Origin of the sequence: Nostoc edaphicum CCNP1411, from assembly GCF_014023275.1 — a bacterium.
Classification (GTDB): domain Bacteria; phylum Cyanobacteriota; class Cyanobacteriia; order Cyanobacteriales; family Nostocaceae; genus Nostoc; species Nostoc edaphicum_A.
This window is the reverse complement of sequence record NZ_CP054698.1, coordinates 2,598,887-2,615,140: the sequence shown is the minus strand read 5'-3', so window position 1 is coordinate 2,615,140 and position 16,254 is coordinate 2,598,887. Positions and strand designations below refer to the sequence as shown.

Genomic DNA, 16,254 nt, shown 5'->3' with positions numbered 1-16,254 from the left:
ATGACCTTTTATTCGCTTCATTTCCCCCTGACAACCATTTTTATGAAATATTAAACTGAAACGCTATCAGGGGGGAGATTTTCTGGCTTAAGCATTCACTTATGCTGCAATTGTCTCCATCTGCTGAGAACTTTTCTGCAACATCTGGACAATTATATCAGCGGGAACAGGACAACTGAAATAGAAACCCTGACCTTCGTGACATCCCTGCATTTGCAGGTAGTCAAGCTGTTCTTGGGTTTCCACACCCTCTGCGGTGATTTTCAACCGGAGGCTCTTTGCGAGGGCAATAATGGCATCAGTGACGGCGGCGCTATCAGGATTGGACATGACATCTTGTACAAATGACTGATCAATCTTGAGCATATTCACGGGAAAGCGCTTCAAGTAGTTGAGGGAAGAATAACCAGTGCCGAAGTCATCTAGTGCCAACCATATACCCAGTTCTCGTAATTCTTTTAAAGTTTTAACCGATCGCTCCATGTCAGCCATCAAGAAGCTTTCTGTCACTTCCAGTTCCAAGCAAGATGCTGGGAGTTCCGTCTCCTCAAGGACTTGGCTGACGATTTCAACTAGATGCGGTTGTTCAAACTGTCGAGCTGACAGATTCACAGATATCCGAATTGGGGTAAATCCAGCAAGTTGCCAAGCACGGTTTTGGGCACAAGCAGTTCGCAAAACCCATTCATCAATTTGTACGATCAAACCATTGGCTTCTGCGATCGGAATAAATTTTGCAGGAGAAATCAAACCTAATGTAGGATGCTGCCAGCGAACCAATGCTTCCATCGCTGTAATTTGTCTGCTGTGTAAATCAATCAGAGGTTGATAATAAACCAGCATTTCATTACGCTTAAGCGCTCCATATAATTCATTTTCTAAACTCAGTCGCTCCTGTAACTGAGCATTAATTTCCGGCGAATAGAATTGGTATTGGCTACGCCCTTGCTGTTTCGCCTGGTACAGTGCCATGTGAGCCTGTTGCAAGAGTTGATCTACGCTATTACGATCATTTAGTCCATTAATTGTAATGCCGATACTAGCGGTGATATGAATCAAGTTACCCTCTAAAGAAAAAGGTTTACTCAGAGTACTTAACAGCAACTGAGATAGCTTAATCACACTTTCAAAAGAAACAATTTCTATGCGGGCGATGGCAAATTCATCTCCGCTTAAATGGGCAAGAATATCTGTTTTCGCCACACAGTTTGATAATCTCTGGGCAACTGTTCTTAACAACAAATTTGTTGTCTGAGGCTCCAACCCATGACTCATACCAGTGAAATCATCAATACTCAGCAAAAAGACAGCGACAAGGCGCTGGTTGTTTTCAGGTTGAGATAGGGTCTGATAGAGGCGATCGCGAAATAAATCACGATTGGCTAATCCAGTTAGATCATCATAATTACTGATGTAGTGAATTAATTCATCTAATTTGTGAAGAGTTTGTGAGGTATCCGCCATCAATGTACCCGCTTCATCAGCAAATTCTGTGGGCAATCCAGGTAGGGTTTTGGTGTTCAGATAATTTTGCAATGCAGCAGATGTCAAAATAACCGGTTTGAGGAGGTGGTGTATTGCGTAGAGGGTGGCAGCCGTACCTGCTAATGTCGCCAATAGAGCAACAATCATAACTCGCGCTGCCATCTCTAAGGAGTAAGAGTTTGAGATCACGAAACTGAAAAGTAAGGTCAAAAGTGGTACGTGAGTGCCCAAAAATGCCACCAACATGATTTTAGCGGTGTAACTTTTCTTGAGCCATCCGAAATTAGCTAGGAACGAGTACAGGTAGAGGTTGTTATTGAGCTTCATAAATTCTGTTTAATAGTTGGTAAATTAGTTCCGAGCTATGCTGACAAAAGAGGATTTTTGATTAATAATCCAGTGGAATTAGCTCTCATGGAACCCAACCCTGATCAGGTCATATATTATGATTCCCAATATCGCTTTCTACTTGATATGTATAACGATAAAGTTTCTGTAAAACTTATTCCAAAAGTGATTTCACAATCACTACTGAAATTATATTGATTGTTACACTATTAATATTTATTAGGTTGTCTTAATGTGATATATAGGAATCCGCTTTACGAATTTGCGTATGCAAGCAATTGGAAATAGGCAATTGGAAATAGGAAAGAAGGCTTATTAGTTGTACTGAGTTTTTTCAGAAATCAAATATGAGTCCTATGAAAAATCATTTTTTATAACGAACCGCAGAGGCGCAGAGAGAATAAAGAGATATTTTTAGCAATTAATTATTTAGGATTGCTATTTGTTGTAAAGGCACAGCAACGCTATGCCACTATTGGGTGGTCTATTTACCTGACAATTGCTGTAACAGATGCAATAAATTATTTCTGGCTATAGCCTGAAAAGAGCAGATTTGTAACTTGCTTTAACACCTTTAATGCTGTTAATGAACCTCGAATCAGCCGAGCAGCAGCAATGGGTTGTTGAAGCATTCCCATCGCTAAAGGAAAAGGGTTTAGGGAGCCATCAGAATTAATTGCTGATGTGAGATCGGGGATATTATGCTGACAATCATCGCTAACTACTCGCAGTATTGCTACGTCTACCCCAGCGGCATTGAAAAACTCTAGGGCGGTAAATCCTTCCATATCAACAACATCAGCCGCTAAAGTTTCACCCAAATGGCGTTTTTCGGCAGCAGACCAAATCACGCGATCGCTTGTCAGTGACTTGACTAAGGAGACTTTATCTGATATATAAGAGTGCAATTGTGCTGTAAAAGTGCGATCGCATTCTTGCCGCCTTCCCTGATAAATACAATCTTGATACAGCACAATATCACCAACTGTGTGGCGATCGCTTAGGCTGCCACATATACCCATAATCAGTACTCTGGATTTTGGAGCTATCAATTGGGATTGTTGCAGATATTTAAGCAAAGGCTTCATCCCAACAGGTATGGCTACTACTGTTGGGATAGAGCCAGTAACGCCGCTTAATCCGCGACACACAGCTTTATATTCTGCTCCTTGAGGCACCAGAATTGTGTTGATAAGTGGAAAATTAGACATTAGCGCTCTTGAGAGTCTGAATTCTGACTTCTGAATTCTTCATCTTTGAAGTTCGATTAAATATTGGTTCATTGAAAGCGACGGGAAACTCCATCCCCAGGTGTCTGTAGAGGGATAGTCGCCCCGTCGCTTGGGGCATTGGGCATTGGTATGTTCTTTCCCATGCCCCATGCCCCATGCCCGATTCCCCATGCCCAAAAACTCCATCCCGCAAGTGGCGTGGAGTTTTTCATATTTGAGTGACAATAAGTAATATTACCGTTTGGTGAGGATCAAAACTCGCAAACCAAAGCCGATTGCTGTAGCATGACTAAATAATTGTGTCACCCACACGATAATTTTCCAAGATGGTAAAGCTTCGTAACTCAAAATCCGCACGAGAACTCTTCAATATCTCTAAATTGGCGATTCAATTTTCGTGGCTGACGGTGAGTTTTTGGATTGCCGTAACGGTAGCTGGTGTTCTGGCTTTCAGTTCTCTTAAGTATGCTTTGTTTCCAGATATTACATTTCCAGTGGTGGTTGTAAATGCTACAGCCCCCCTGACAACTGCCCTGGATACAGAGGCGAAGCTCACCCAACCCCTAGAAGAACGCCTCCGCTCCCTAGAAGGACTGGAGAATATCCGTTCATCTACTTATCCTAGTCAAACAGCCGTTGCCCTCTCTTTTGCCGTTGGAACTAATTTAGAAACATCAACAAAAGAAGTTGAAGCTGCTCTCAAGCAGTTGACTCTACCTCAAGGAGCAACTTCCAAAATTATTCCCCTGAATCTAAACGAGTCAGCCGCCATTAGCTATGCCATTGAGAGTCCGACGCGGAATCTCACAGATTTGACAAAATTGGCGCAAGATGAAATTGTCAGTGCGATCGCTAAACTACCAGGAGTTCTGAAAGTTTCATTGCTAGGCGCTGCTACTGCAACTCCTCCGGTAAATCCAGCGAATGCGAGTGCAGCGGCTCTACCCCAGGGTGGCGCAACATTAGTCAGGTTTAATGGCCAAGATGCACTGGCATTTCAGGTAATCAAACGCGGTAGCGCTAACACCTTAGAAGTAGTGAGTCTAGTTGAAAAAGAAGTTCAAAGGCTACGCTCTACCCTCAAGGATGTTAACCTCACTTTAGCTGCCACCCAAGCAGAATATATCCGCCAAGCCACTCAGTCAACAATCGATGCGCTGATGGAAGCCGTTGTCTTGTCGATAGTGGTAATTTTTCCTTTTTTATGGAATTGGCGGGCAACTCTCATCTCTGCTTTGGCGATTCCGACATCTTTGTTGGCGACGTTTATCGTCATGGCAATTTTTGGCTTCAACCTAGAAACGATTACATTGTTGGCTTTGGCCTTAGTTATTGGCAGTGTCATCGATGATGCGATCATCGATGTCGAAAACATCATGCGGCACATTGATGAAGGGGAAACTCCTCGCCAAGCCGCTTTTTCAGCTACAGATGAAATTGGCTTAACAGTCATCGCCACCACTGCTACAGCAGTAGCGGTTTTTTTGCCCATTGGTTTGATGGGAGGAGTCATCGGACAGTTCTTCAAGCCATTTGGAATCACAGTTTCAGCAGCCATGATTGCTTCAACATTGGTTGCCCGTACATTGTCACCAGCCTTAGCCACTTATTGGTTAAAACCTGCTAATTCAACTCCCCAACACCGCCAGGAAGCAAACATCTGGGCGAATTTTACCCGATTTTACAGAAACTTACTCCACTGGTCTTTAAACCACCGCAAGACAGTCGTCGCATTAGCCATACTTAGTTTTATTGCAGGTATGGCACTGAGTCTACTAATTCCCAAAGGATTTATTCCGAAATTAGATCGCGGCGAGTTCAATATTACTTACACCGCCCCCTTGCCGAGTATTCCTGGTAGAGCAGAGGGACAGGGGAAAGATTCTAGTCTCCAATCCCCAATCCCCAATCCCCAATCCCCAATCCCCCAATCTCCCATTCCCCATCCCCAACCCCTTAAACGATTCCCTAGAGGTTGCTAAGAAACTAGAAGATGTAGTGAGAAAATCTCCAGTAGTGGAAACAGTCTTTACTACTGTTGGTTCTCGTGAAGGTGAACCAAATAAAGGTACGCTTTATGTGAAGCTCAAAGAAGACCGCAATATCAAGACTGCGGAAGTACAAGACCAATTACGCTCGTCTTTGCCTAATCTGCCTGGTGTGAGTACCAGTGTGGAAGATATTCAATTTGTTGACACTGGTGGACAAAAACCTTTACAGGCGTCACTACGAGGCGATAACCTCCAAAGCCTCAGCAAAGCTGCCCAGGCAATTAAAGAGCGCATTGAGAAACTACCGGGATTTGCTGATGTGACTGTAACAAGTGAAACAAATCCACAGGGTACAGTTTTTCAAATTGAGCGGCTCAACAATCAAAGGGTCGCCTATATCAGTGCCAATTTGGGCAGAGATTTGTCTTTAGGTAGTGCCACAGACCAATTGGTAGCGGAAGCCAAAGCAGTGTTACCTGCTGGTGTAACTTTAGACTTGGGAGGAGATTCTGCCCGCCAAGGTGAAGTATTTGCTAGTTTTGGCACTACTTTGGTATTATCAGCACTCTGTATTGTTGTGGTGCTGATTTTGCTGTTCAAAAGCTGGATAGACCCAGTAGTTATTGGTGTTTCTTTACCCTTATCAATTGTGGGGGCCATGCTGGCCTTGCTCTTTACCAAGAGTGACTTTGGCATGATCTCGCTGATTGGTTTTGTATTTTTGTTGGGACTAGCAAACAAAAATGCCATCTTACTGGTAGATTACATCAACCAACTCCGTAAATCTGGCTTAGACCGCACAGAGGCAATCCTCAGAGCAGGGCCAGTGCGCCTCAGACCAATTATGATGACCACAGCCTCCACCCTCTTAGGAATGCTACCGATCGCATTGGGTTTTGGTGCTGGTTCTGAATTGCGATCGCCAATGGCTGTTGCGATCGCTGGTGGACTCGTAACTTCAACTATCCTCAGTTTAATTGTCGTGCCAGTCGTCTACAGTATTTTGGATGATTGGTTTCCTCGATTTCAGAAGCAGGGGAGCAGGGGAGCAGGGGAGCAGGGGGGAAGTTGATGCAAGTCTTTGTCACGGGGGGTACTGGTTTTATTGGCGCTCACTTGGTACGGTTGCTTCTGCAACAGGGATATACAGTAAAAGCGCTGGTACGCTCAAGCAGTAATTTGGAGAACCTACGCGGTTTGGATGTGGAAATTGTCAAAGGCGATTTGAATGATCCAAATCTCTGGCAACAAATGAGAGGTTGTAAATACCTATTTCATGTGGCAGCCCATTATTCTCTGTGGCAAACAGACCGAGAGTTACTCCACCGTCATAATGTCCTGGGTACGCGCAATATTTTGGCAGCCGCTCGCAAAGCTAACATTGAGCGCACCGTCTACACCAGCTCAGTGGCAGCAATTGGGGTAGGATCATCAGGGGAGGTTGTGGATGAAACACATCAGAGTCCCTTAGAAAAGTTGGTGGGTGACTACAAAAAGTCTAAGTTTCTGGCTGAACAAGAAGCCATGCAAGCCGTTGCTACAGGTCAGGAGGTAGTTATAGTCAATCCCAGCAGCCCCATTGGCTCGTTGGATATCAAGCCTACCCCGACGGGTGATATAATCCTGCGATTTTTGCGGCGACAAATGCCCTTTTACTTAGATACTGGTCTAAATTTTATCGATGTGCAAGATGTGGCATGGGGGCATTTACTGGCTTTGCAACGAGGTAAATCAGGCGATCGCTATATCTTAGGTCATCAAAACCTCAGTCTAAAGCAACTACTTGAACAACTCGCCGATATCACCGGTCTAAGCGCACCTCAACGAACCGTACCCCCTTGGTTACCCCTTAGCATTGCCTGGGTTGATGAAAAGATTCTCGCACCCTTGGGAAAATTGCCCTCAGTGCCATTGGATGGAGTTCGGATGGCGAAACAACCTATGTATTACGATGCTGCAAAGGCTGTCCGAGAGTTGGGTCTACCCCAATCTTCGCTGAATGGGGCACTCAAAAATGCTGTAGATTGGTTTGTTGCTCAGGGGTATGTCAACCCCTCTGGGAAATTCAAAATTCAAAATTCAAAATTCAAAATTGAAAACCCCACAGATAAATCTTGGGGTTGAGAAAGTGGTGCATTTATCTTTAAAAGAGGAGCGATCGCAACAATGGCAGTTAATCTACAACAAGCTATGGATATCGGGAAGTATCTTGTTACGCAGCGTTTGAAAGGACGTAAACGCTTCCCCTTAGTATTGATGTTGGAACCTCTTTTTCGGTGTAATCTAGCTTGTACGGGTTGTGGTAAAATCCAACATCCAAAGGAAATTTTAAAGCAAAATCTCACCCCAGAACAGTGCTTTGCCGCAGTGGAAGAGTGCGGCGCACCGGTTGTCTCAATTCCTGGGGGAGAACCTCTGCTACATCCCCAGATTGATGAGATTGTTCAGGGATTAATTGAGCGCAAGAAATATATTTACTTGTGTACCAATGGTTTGCTGTTAGAAAAGAGTCTAGATAAGTTTCAACCTTCCCCTTATCTAACTTTTAGTGTGCATTTAGATGGAATGCGGGAGTTGCATGATCAGTGTGTCGATCGCCAAGGTGTTTTTGATATTGCTGTCAAAGCCATTCGCGCCGCTAAAGCTAAAGGCTTTCGTGTTACAACTAACACCACTATATTTGAGGGGACTAAACCCCAAGATATGCAAGAGTTCTTCAACTTTCTGGAAACACTAAATACTGACGGGATGATGATTTCTCCCGGCTATAGTTACGAGTGGGCACCAGATCAAGATCATTTTCTCCACCGTGAACAAACCCGCGCCCTCTTCCGAGAAATTCTGGCTCCATACAAAAGTGGTGAGAAAAACTGGAACTTCAATCACAATCCGCTGTTCCTAGATTTTCTCACTGGCGAGAAGGACTACGAATGTACGCCTTGGGGTAGCCCTAGTTATAGCGTTCTCGGTTGGCAAAAACCTTGCTATCTGCTGAACGAAGGTTATTACTCTACCTTCAAGGAATTACTGGCACAAACTGACTGGAGTCAATACGGCCAGAAGAGTGGTAATCCCAAGTGTGCCGATTGTATGGTTCACTGCGGCTACGAACCCACCGCCGCAATGGATGCAATGCAACCGCAAAATATGGCACGCGCCCTTGGCAGTGTGTTTGGCAGGAATTAGTAGGTATTAAATAGTACATACTAAGGGTGCGATGCCTGCCTGCTCACAATACGTATAATCGACTTTCTCGGATGCATCTTCCCGTTTATGTCTGCGGTGGTCGTTACGATGGTATGTCTTCTCCTGCTAATCTTGAGAAAATGTATAAAAAAATACCAGATGCGTATTTAGAGTTCTTTAAGGGTGGTCATCGCTTTCTTTACCAAGATACCCAAGCATTTAAGCGAATCATAGCGCAATATAGTTCAGATAAGACCAAAACACTTGTAGAGACGGCGATTTATCGCGTCTTGAAAACCCACAATTTCAATTTTGTACTATTAGCCCTTAACCCAAGCGTATTGAATCATAGCGTTTCTGCAAGATAAATTCGATTAGGTAATTGTACGATCGCATTGTTGACTCTGGCGATGAATCTGCGGTTGCAGTGACCTTGGCAGAAGCTAGAAGTAGCTAATATTACACAAATTTAGATTGCGATGCCTGCGGTGGGCTACGTCTACGCATTCTTTAAGGGATTTCCGTTGAAGGAGTTAGGAGTTAGGAGGCAGGAGGCAGGAGGCAGAAGGTCTTACCTCAGTTGGGGATTCAGACCCCTCTTGAATAAAAGCAACCAAATTTTTAATTTGGTGGGGGTCTTAAACCCAAGACCCATCTGGTCGCGGCAGGAAGCAGAAGAATACTGCCTATTTCATTAGCTTTTTAGCTTTTTTAAAACTGGAGAGTGATTTTTGTCATGCGGTACTAACGTCTCATAAACTAAAGAGACAAAGTGTTAACTTATGTAAATCAGATTAACAAACATAACAATAATTTGTAATAAATAATGATGCGGCAGCATTGTATAAAGAGAACTTGGAAGTAAAAAACAACATCTTAATCAGGTTTTCCAGTCGTTCGCAGAAGTTTGAAGTTTTCTAACAAAAGTTTTAATCTGAAAGCCTGGAGATCGTAAACTTATTCCGTTGGATGTCTGTTTTAGACCTTTCGTAACTCGTCAGGCAGTGCTGACATCGAAAAATAAACTGAACCATTCAGTTTTGAGTCCAATTATTCTTAACCGAGCAAATTAGGAGATTTAACGCAATGGTTTTAGATGCATTTGCAAAAGTAGTTTCCCAAGCTGATACACGTGGGGAATATCTCTCCGATGCACAATTGGATGCATTGAGCGAACTAGTCAAAGATGGTAACAAGCGTGCAGATGCTGTTAACCGTATTACCAGCAATGCATCAGCTCTTGTTGCTGCTGCGGCTCGTGATTTGTGGGCAGAACAACCCCAATTGATCACTCCCGGTGGTAATGCTTACACCAGCCGTCGTGCAGCTGCTTGTATCAGAGACTTGGACATCATTCTTCGCTATATCACCTACGCTATCTTTGCTGGCGATTCCAGCGTGCTAGATGACCGCGCCCTCAATGGCTTGCGTGAAACCTACTTAGCATTGGGAACCCCAGGAGCTTCAGTTGCTGTTGGTATTCAAAAGCTGAAAGCAGCTTCTTTGGCAATTGTTAACGACACAAACAACATCACCAGAGGCGATTGCAGTGCTTTGGCATCTGAAATAGCTAGCTATTTTGATCGTGCTGCTGCTGCTGTTGCTTAAGCAAAGCTTGCATTGCTGAATGTTGACTAAATAATTGTCCATCCATAGGACAAAACAAAATTTCAACCATAACGTTTGTAAAAGGGAAATACCAAAAATGACAAAAACACCTCTAACTGAAGCAATTGCATCAGCAGATTCTCAAGGTCGCTACCTCAGCAGCACCGAAATTCAAGTTGCTTTTGGTCGCTTCCGCCAAGCACCAGCTAGCTTACAAGCAGCAAAAGCATTGAGCGCTAATGCTCAACGTTTGACCGAAGGTGCTGCTCAAGCAGTGTATAACAAATTCCCTTACACCACCCAACAACAAGGCCCCAACTTCGCGTCTGATGCACGCGGCAAAGGCAAGTGTGTTCGTGATGTTGGCTACTACTTGCGGATTATCACATACGCTTTAGTTGTTGGTGGCACAGGCCCCTTGGATGATTTCTTGATTTCTGGCTTGGCTGAAATCAACCGGACTTTTGACCTGTCTCCTAGCTGGTACATTGAAGCTCTCAAGTACATCAAAGCTAACCACGGTCTAAGCGGCGACCCAGCTGTTGAAGCCAATTCTTACATCGACTATGTAATCAATACTCTAAGCTAGAGTGTTTCTTTAGCCCGGAGAGGAAATCAGCTCTTATGACAAGTAAGTTCTATGAGTTGTTTACTTCTCCGGGCAGTTTTATTTTCAAAAGACTGTTAAAAGACTAGAAAAAAATTTTCTAAAAAGTTTTCAGTTTTGCAGTTAAAACTGAGGAGGTTAAGGATGGCGGCTTTGGGACAAGCAGCAAGATTAGGGATTGGAGCATTTGAAAACTCAGCACTGGTAGAACTACGTCCCGATAGAACAGAAGCGGATGTGGCAGTGGTTATCCGAGCGGCTTACCGTCAGGTTTTGGGTAATGCATATCTACTAGAAGGAGAACGTCTAGAGAGTGCAGAATCACTGTTGCAGCAAGGTGCAATCTCCGTCCGGGGATTTGTGCAAGCTATTGCTCAATCGGAACTCTATCGGGATAAGTTTTTCCACTCCAATTCCCAAACTCGGTTTATCGAGTTGAATTATAAGCATTTATTGGGGCGTGCCCCGGAAGATGAGTCAGAGATTTCGTACCATGTTGAGCTTTACAACTCAGAAGGTTATGAAGCTGAGATTAATTCCTACATTGACTCACTAGAATATCAAGAAAGTTTTGGCGAGAACATTGTCCCCTACTATCGAGGCTTTAAAAGTCAAGTAGGACTGAAAAACGTTGGATTTGGCCGACTGTTCCAACTGTATCGGGGTTATGCCAATAGCGATCGCGCTCAAGGGCAAAAACAAGGACGGCTAACCTGGGAAGTGGCTAAGAATCTAGCCTCACCCATTTATCCAGTCTCCGCCGGAGCCTTAACAGGACTCTCTACAGGTGGTCGTGGAGAAACATACCGCATCAGAGTGCTACAAGCAGCTTCCCCGAACTCAACAGTAGTGCGGCGCGGTACTGCGGAATTGATCGTACCCTACGAGCAACTGTCTAGTAAATTGCAGCAGTTGAATCGCAAGGGCAGTAAGGTTATTAGCATTACAGCCGTATAAATAGAGATTGGGGACTGGGGACTGGAGACTGGGAACTAGGAATTGGGGACAAGGAGGACGAAGGGGATAACCAATACCCAATACCCAATACCCAACGCCCGATCCCTAATCCCCAGTCCCCAACTATTAATTACAAAAGGAAAATTACCAATGGCTATTACAACAGCAGCTTCCCGTCTGGGAACAGAACCTTTTAGTGACCAGTCTCCTGTGGAATTGCGTCCTAATGCAACCAAAGAAGACATTGAGAGAGTAATTTCTGCGGTCTATCGTCAGGTGTTGGGCAATAACTACATATTGACATCTGACCGCCTCACAAGTGCTGAATCTATCCTGCGCGATGGTAAAAGCACAGTACAAGAGTTTGTACGTCAAGTAGCTAAATCAGAACTGTACAAATCCAGGTTTTTCTACGACAACTTCCAAACTCGCGTCATCGAACTGAACTATAAACATTTGTTGGGTCGTGCTCCTTATGATGAGTCTGAAGTGGTTTATCACTTGGACTTGTACCAAAACAAGGGATATGAAGCCGACATTGATTCTTATATTGATTCACCAGAGTATCAATCTAGTTTTGGTGAAAATATAGTCCCTTACTATCGCGGTTTTCAAACCCAAACAGGACAGAAAACTGTAGGATTTAGCCGGATATTCCAACTTTATCGCGGCTATGCGAGTAGCGATACCTCCCAACTTAAAGGGAAATCTTCTCGCCTTGCTAGCGAACTAGGTCGCAATAGTGCATCCATCGTTGTTCCCCCCTCTGGTGGCCCCTCTGGCTTTTCATACGTTGCTTCTGAAAAAGGCGTTACCCCCAACAGTACTTTTGGTGGTGCGGGAACTTTTGGTAAAGAAGGCAGACTTTACCGCATTGAAGTGGCAGGCGTTTTTGGTGCCGGGTATCCTAGCACACGCCGTGTAAATCAAGCGGTGATCATACCTTATGAAGAACTATCTACTTACTTCCAGAGAGTGGTAAAACAAGGTGGTAAAATAGCGAGTGTGAAACCACTTTAGTATCATTTGTCAATAGTCATTATTAATGACTATTGAAAACTTAAAACTTAAAATTTGGAAGTGATTTATGGTTGGACAAATTGGTAGTAGAAGTAGTAGTCGTTACTTTCGATATGAAGTAGTGGGTCTGCGCCAAAGCGAAGAAACCGAAAAAACTAATTATCCCATTCGTTCTAGTGCCTCTGTGTTTTTCACAGTACCAGAGAACCGAATGAATCAAGAAATGCAGCGGATTACTCGCTTGGGTGGGAAAATAGTCAGCATTCAGCCATTAAACGCTGAAGCTAAAACAGATAGCGAACAAAGCGATCCTCCTTCTTCATAATGAATTTCAGTCCGCAGAAATTTGAAGATTTGTCACCGACAGGTAACTCTGGCGATGGTGAATCTTTGACAGTAGAGCAGGCGATCGCTAATCTTGAGAGTGCAGATTTAGGTCTGCGCTTTTATGCTGCCTGGTGGTTGGGTAGGTTTCGGATATGTGAAGCAGCTGCGGTGACAAAATTGATCGCAGCTTTAGAGGATGAAGCCGATCGGACACCAGAAGGCGGATATCCTCTACGACGGAACGCCGCTAGGGCCTTAGGGAAACTAGGCGATCGCCAAGCAGTCTCACCTTTAATTGCGTGTTTAGACTGCTCAGATTTTTATGTGCGGGAAGCAGCAGCACAATCTTTAGAAATGCTGGGCGATCCGGTTTGCATTCCCCCCCTGATTAAGCTATTACAAGTAGGCTTGCAGGGAGAGCAGCTGATATCAAAGCAGCCTGATTTATCTCAACCCTATGAGGCCATTTTAGAAGCCTTGGGAACCTTGAAGGCAACTGAGTCTACCCCTTTGGTAAAACCATTCTTAGAGCATCCAATTGAATTGGTGCAATATGCTGCTGCGAGAGCTATGTATCAATTAACCCAAGAACCAGTTTATGGAGAACGGTTGGTAAAGGCTTTGGCGGGTGAAAGATTGCAATTGCGTCGAGCAGTGTTAGCAGACTTGGGAGCGATCGGATATCTACCCGCAGCAGATGCGATCGCACAGACTCTTGCCGAAAATAGCCTGAAGCTCATTTCTCTTAAAGGATTACTAGAACATCAAGTTAATCACACAGCAGCAAGCACTTTGTCAGCGGGTGCAATCAAAGTGATTAATTTAATGGACTCGCTGTTGTAGTCCTAAGTTCTAAGTAATGAGTTTTCATTAATACGTTTAAATCAAATGTTTAATACACATAAACCTCCAACCCAACTGCAAAATCAGGGCTAGGGGGTTTATGTATGATGTCAACTACGGAGAAGTTCAGCTACAATTGGCTGACCACTAATGACTCATGAAAAATTATTATGAATAACAATGACCTAGCCCAAATATTGATTCGTGCTGTGGAAGAAGCAGACTCTTCGGATCGCTTATTAGACGCAGTTCAGGAGTTAGCAGCAGCTCGTATAGAGGAATCTGTTCCTACTTTGATTGCAGCTTTGGGCTACAACAATCCAGGAGCGGCGGTGGCGGCGGTAGATGGGCTGATTGCGATCGGGGAAGCCGCAGTACCGTCACTATTGGAACTGATTGATGACTACAACTACAGTGCTAGAGCTTGGGCTATTCGTGCCTTAGCGGGAATTGGCGATGTCCGGGCGCTGGATACCTTGTTAGAGGCAGCAAAAAACGATTTTTCCTTAAGTGTGCGGCGGGCAGCTGCCAGAGGATTAGGCACTTTGCGCTTGCATCAACTACCTACTGAGAAAGTGGAATCTGTTCAGACTCAGGCATTAGAGGCACTATTACTAATTTCTCAAGATCCAGAGTGGATAGTGCGCTATGCAGCAGTGACGAGTTTAGAAACACTAGCCATTGCAATAGCAGTCACTTTACCCGATCAAGCGTCACGGATTACAGATCAACTTCAGCAACTGCTCGATACAGATGCCGATCTGGGAGTTCGCACCCGTGTAAAGTTTGCACAGGAAAAAATTCAGCAGCAACAGCATCAAGAAGTTTTTGCACCGAAAAGAAAGCTACAAGATGCTGAAGTTGAAGTGCCTCATCGTGGTGGTGGCAGACGTTAACTAAGGGATTTCCAGCAAATTTATAAGTGATACCAGAGGGAGAAGGCAGCGACTATTGGTATATTGCCTACACATCAATGGCCAAGCCTTCTGCCTAACCCTCGCGCACTTCATAAACTCAAATTATAGGATTCTGACGCTTAACAGGTTTGGGCTTAGGAATCGGTTTAGTATTTGTAGGAAGTATCAAGTTTTCAACGGCTTGGGCAATTGCCTGCACTTGCATTGGAGTTAAACAATCAGGAGAACTATTTATCATCTGTAGCAGTGCAGGGATACCTTGTAAAACTGGAACTGAGCAATCATTTGCTCCTATCCATGTAGCAATTGGGAAGACTAGTGGAGCCGCAACAAACCCATTAGGAAGGTTAGGCATTAATGAAGTAATCCACTGACTAAACATTTTCTGATGGTAAATACTTTGAGAAGTCGGACTATTGTCAACTGCTACCCAATTGTTACCTTCACGCCGTTTCCATTTATCTTTATAAGCGCTAAATGAACCTTTCCAGGTTTTGACCTCTACTAAAAAAACACCACTTTCACCGATAATTAAATGGTCTATTTCCGTTAGAGAGCCTGAGTTAGTGGGGATGAAGGCATTATTAAATATCACCCATGTATCGGGGAAAGATTGCAAAAGTAGTGATACTCCCCATTCCCCCATATTGCCTTTGAATTTATTTGTTGTTTGCTTAAATTCAAACATGAATGAACCCAACCCACCTAAAAAGCCATCACCTAATCTTTCATGAATTTCTTGGTGTTTGGTAGATTTTTTGGTGTCTATTTTTTGTTGGAATACTGCCCTAAGCGAGGGTGATTGTTGAAGAGTTCTCATCAAAATTGTAGTAATATTTGTCAGTAACTGCCATTTTTAGAGTTCCCAGAATTGGAGGGAAATCGCTCTCCCCTAATTCATATAGAAAAAATTTCATGTTACTAACAGTGATAAAGCTAACGAGACAACAAAGATTGAATTTCTGCCTGGATATTGCCACGGGCAGATGGTTCGGCGAACTCTAACATTAAAGGCGTAAAGTAGATACGCGATCGCTTTAAAAATCGTTCTAAAACCTGCTGACGACCTGTGATATACTCTGCCTCTGACACCCAGCCATATTCCTGGCGAATGGCATGGGTGTATTCTCCATACTGCACTTGGTTAGTAGCCAAAATCGCTAAATCTGCATCAAGTAAAACTTGGCTATCACAATCATCTACCGCAGCTTGGTGGTCTTTAGTGTTCAGAATAAGACGGGTGACAGTAGCTATGATACTTTCTGGAATACCCAAATTACTCAGCAACTCCAAAGCATAGTCTGCGCTTCGTTCTTCATTATCTTGAGCTTCAGTGTCATATACTACATCGTGGAACCAGGCAGCTAGTTGAACAGCAGCTAGGTTGTAGGTGTAGCCTTGTAAAATCTGAATTGTGCTGAGGACATGATCAATGTGTTTCAGTGTATGGTAATAGCGACCAGGGGTAGAGTAAGCTGCAACCAAAGAATTAAAGGCTTTATCAGCCGCTACCTGGTCAACGCCAAAGGGTTGGAGTGTGTGTTGCCAGTTAGAAAATAAAATATGCGTGAGGTTTTCTGTAGGCATAAATGTAGTATTCACACTCTTAGTACGACTGAGCTAATCTATTGTGTTGCAACATCTGTCAATCAAGTTAGAAATAGATCAACAAAAGGATAACATTTGTTATTCAATTGGGCATTGGGCATTGGGAATTGGGCATTGGGAATTGG

At 43.8% G+C, this 16,254-nt stretch carries 15 protein-coding genes and 1 pseudogene; 11 read left to right on the top strand and 5 right to left on the bottom strand.

Going from position 1 to position 16,254, the window contains the following annotated elements; genetic code table 11:
* Nucleotides 1-99: 99 nt before the first annotated feature.
* The 3 genes from HUN01_RS13390 to HUN01_RS13380 all read right to left on the bottom strand — a co-directional run bounded on the left by HUN01_RS13390 (nt 100) and on the right by HUN01_RS13380 (nt 3,290).
* A complete protein-coding gene (locus HUN01_RS13390; protein ID WP_181931687.1) occupies nt 100-1,812 on the bottom strand; it encodes a putative bifunctional diguanylate cyclase/phosphodiesterase in 1,713 nt (570 codons plus the stop codon).
* Between the two features lie 542 nt (nt 1,813-2,354).
* On the bottom strand, nt 2,355-3,044 hold the full coding sequence (locus HUN01_RS13385; RefSeq protein WP_181931686.1) for a 5'-methylthioadenosine/S-adenosylhomocysteine nucleosidase family protein: 690 nt from the start codon (nt 3,042-3,044) through the stop codon (nt 2,355-2,357).
* A gap of 39 nt (nt 3,045-3,083) precedes the next feature.
* Nucleotides 3,084-3,290 (bottom strand): hypothetical protein, encoded by a 207-nt coding sequence (locus HUN01_RS13380; protein WP_181931685.1) that lies wholly within the window; start codon nt 3,288-3,290, stop codon nt 3,084-3,086.
* Nucleotides 3,291-3,391: 101 nt separating this feature from the next.
* Between HUN01_RS13380 and HUN01_RS36570 the strand changes: the two are divergent.
* The 11 genes and pseudogenes from HUN01_RS36570 (at nt 3,392) to HUN01_RS13325 (ending at nt 14,500) form a co-directional block, all read left to right on the top strand.
* A pseudogene (locus tag HUN01_RS36570) lies at nt 3,392-6,128 on the top strand (efflux RND transporter permease subunit).
* On the top strand, nt 6,128-7,180 hold the full coding sequence (hpnA, locus tag HUN01_RS13370; protein ID WP_238846244.1) for a hopanoid-associated sugar epimerase: 1,053 nt from the start codon (nt 6,128-6,130) through the stop codon (nt 7,178-7,180). The pseudogene HUN01_RS36570 and the gene hpnA overlap by 1 nt, the downstream one beginning before the upstream one ends.
* Nucleotides 7,181-7,222: 42 nt before the next feature.
* Nucleotides 7,223-8,242 carry an adenosyl-hopene transferase HpnH gene (hpnH, locus tag HUN01_RS13365; protein WP_181931684.1) on the top strand — a complete coding sequence of 340 codons (1,020 nt, stop codon included), beginning with the start codon at nt 7,223-7,225 and terminating at the stop codon, nt 8,240-8,242.
* Nucleotides 8,243-8,268: 26 nt separating this feature from the next.
* Nucleotides 8,269-8,610: an alpha/beta fold hydrolase gene (locus HUN01_RS13360; protein ID WP_181931683.1), complete on the top strand. Its 342-nt coding sequence runs from the start codon at nt 8,269-8,271 to the stop codon at nt 8,608-8,610.
* A gap of 718 nt (nt 8,611-9,328) precedes the next feature.
* Complete coding sequence (locus HUN01_RS13355; protein WP_069068364.1) at nt 9,329-9,850, top strand: phycocyanin subunit beta; 522 nt, start codon at nt 9,329-9,331, stop codon at nt 9,848-9,850.
* Between the two features lie 97 nt (nt 9,851-9,947).
* Entirely contained in the window at nt 9,948-10,439 is a 492-nt protein-coding gene (gene cpcA / locus HUN01_RS13350; RefSeq protein ID WP_012411562.1) for a phycocyanin subunit alpha, read from the top strand.
* 162 nt (nt 10,440-10,601) lie between these two features.
* A complete protein-coding gene (locus tag HUN01_RS13345; RefSeq protein ID WP_181931682.1) occupies nt 10,602-11,414 on the top strand; it encodes a phycobilisome linker polypeptide in 813 nt (270 codons plus the stop codon).
* 150 nt (nt 11,415-11,564) lie between these two features.
* The gene (locus tag HUN01_RS13340; protein WP_181931681.1) at nt 11,565-12,434 is read left to right on the top strand and encodes a phycobilisome linker polypeptide; all 870 of its coding nucleotides are present in this window, start codon (nt 11,565-11,567) and stop codon (nt 12,432-12,434) included.
* 67 nt (nt 12,435-12,501) lie between these two features.
* Complete coding sequence (locus HUN01_RS13335; RefSeq protein WP_181931680.1) at nt 12,502-12,759, top strand: phycobilisome linker polypeptide; 258 nt, start codon at nt 12,502-12,504, stop codon at nt 12,757-12,759.
* On the top strand, nt 12,759-13,604 hold the full coding sequence (locus HUN01_RS13330) for a HEAT repeat domain-containing protein (protein ID WP_181931679.1): 846 nt from the start codon (nt 12,759-12,761) through the stop codon (nt 13,602-13,604). The genes HUN01_RS13335 and HUN01_RS13330 overlap by 1 nt, the downstream gene beginning before the upstream one ends.
* Before the next feature lie 170 nt (nt 13,605-13,774).
* Entirely contained in the window at nt 13,775-14,500 is a 726-nt protein-coding gene (locus tag HUN01_RS13325; protein ID WP_181931678.1) for a HEAT repeat domain-containing protein, read from the top strand.
* A 118-nt stretch (nt 14,501-14,618) separates the two neighbouring features.
* On the opposite strand, the gene HUN01_RS13320 is transcribed toward HUN01_RS13325, so the two are convergent.
* Complete coding sequence (locus HUN01_RS13320; protein ID WP_181931677.1) at nt 14,619-15,341, bottom strand: nuclease-related domain-containing protein; 723 nt, start codon at nt 15,339-15,341, stop codon at nt 14,619-14,621.
* A 116-nt stretch (nt 15,342-15,457) separates the two neighbouring features.
* Nucleotides 15,458-16,108: an HD domain-containing protein gene (locus HUN01_RS13315; protein WP_181931676.1), complete on the bottom strand. Its 651-nt coding sequence runs from the start codon at nt 16,106-16,108 to the stop codon at nt 15,458-15,460.
* Nucleotides 16,109-16,254: the final 146 nt, after the last annotated feature.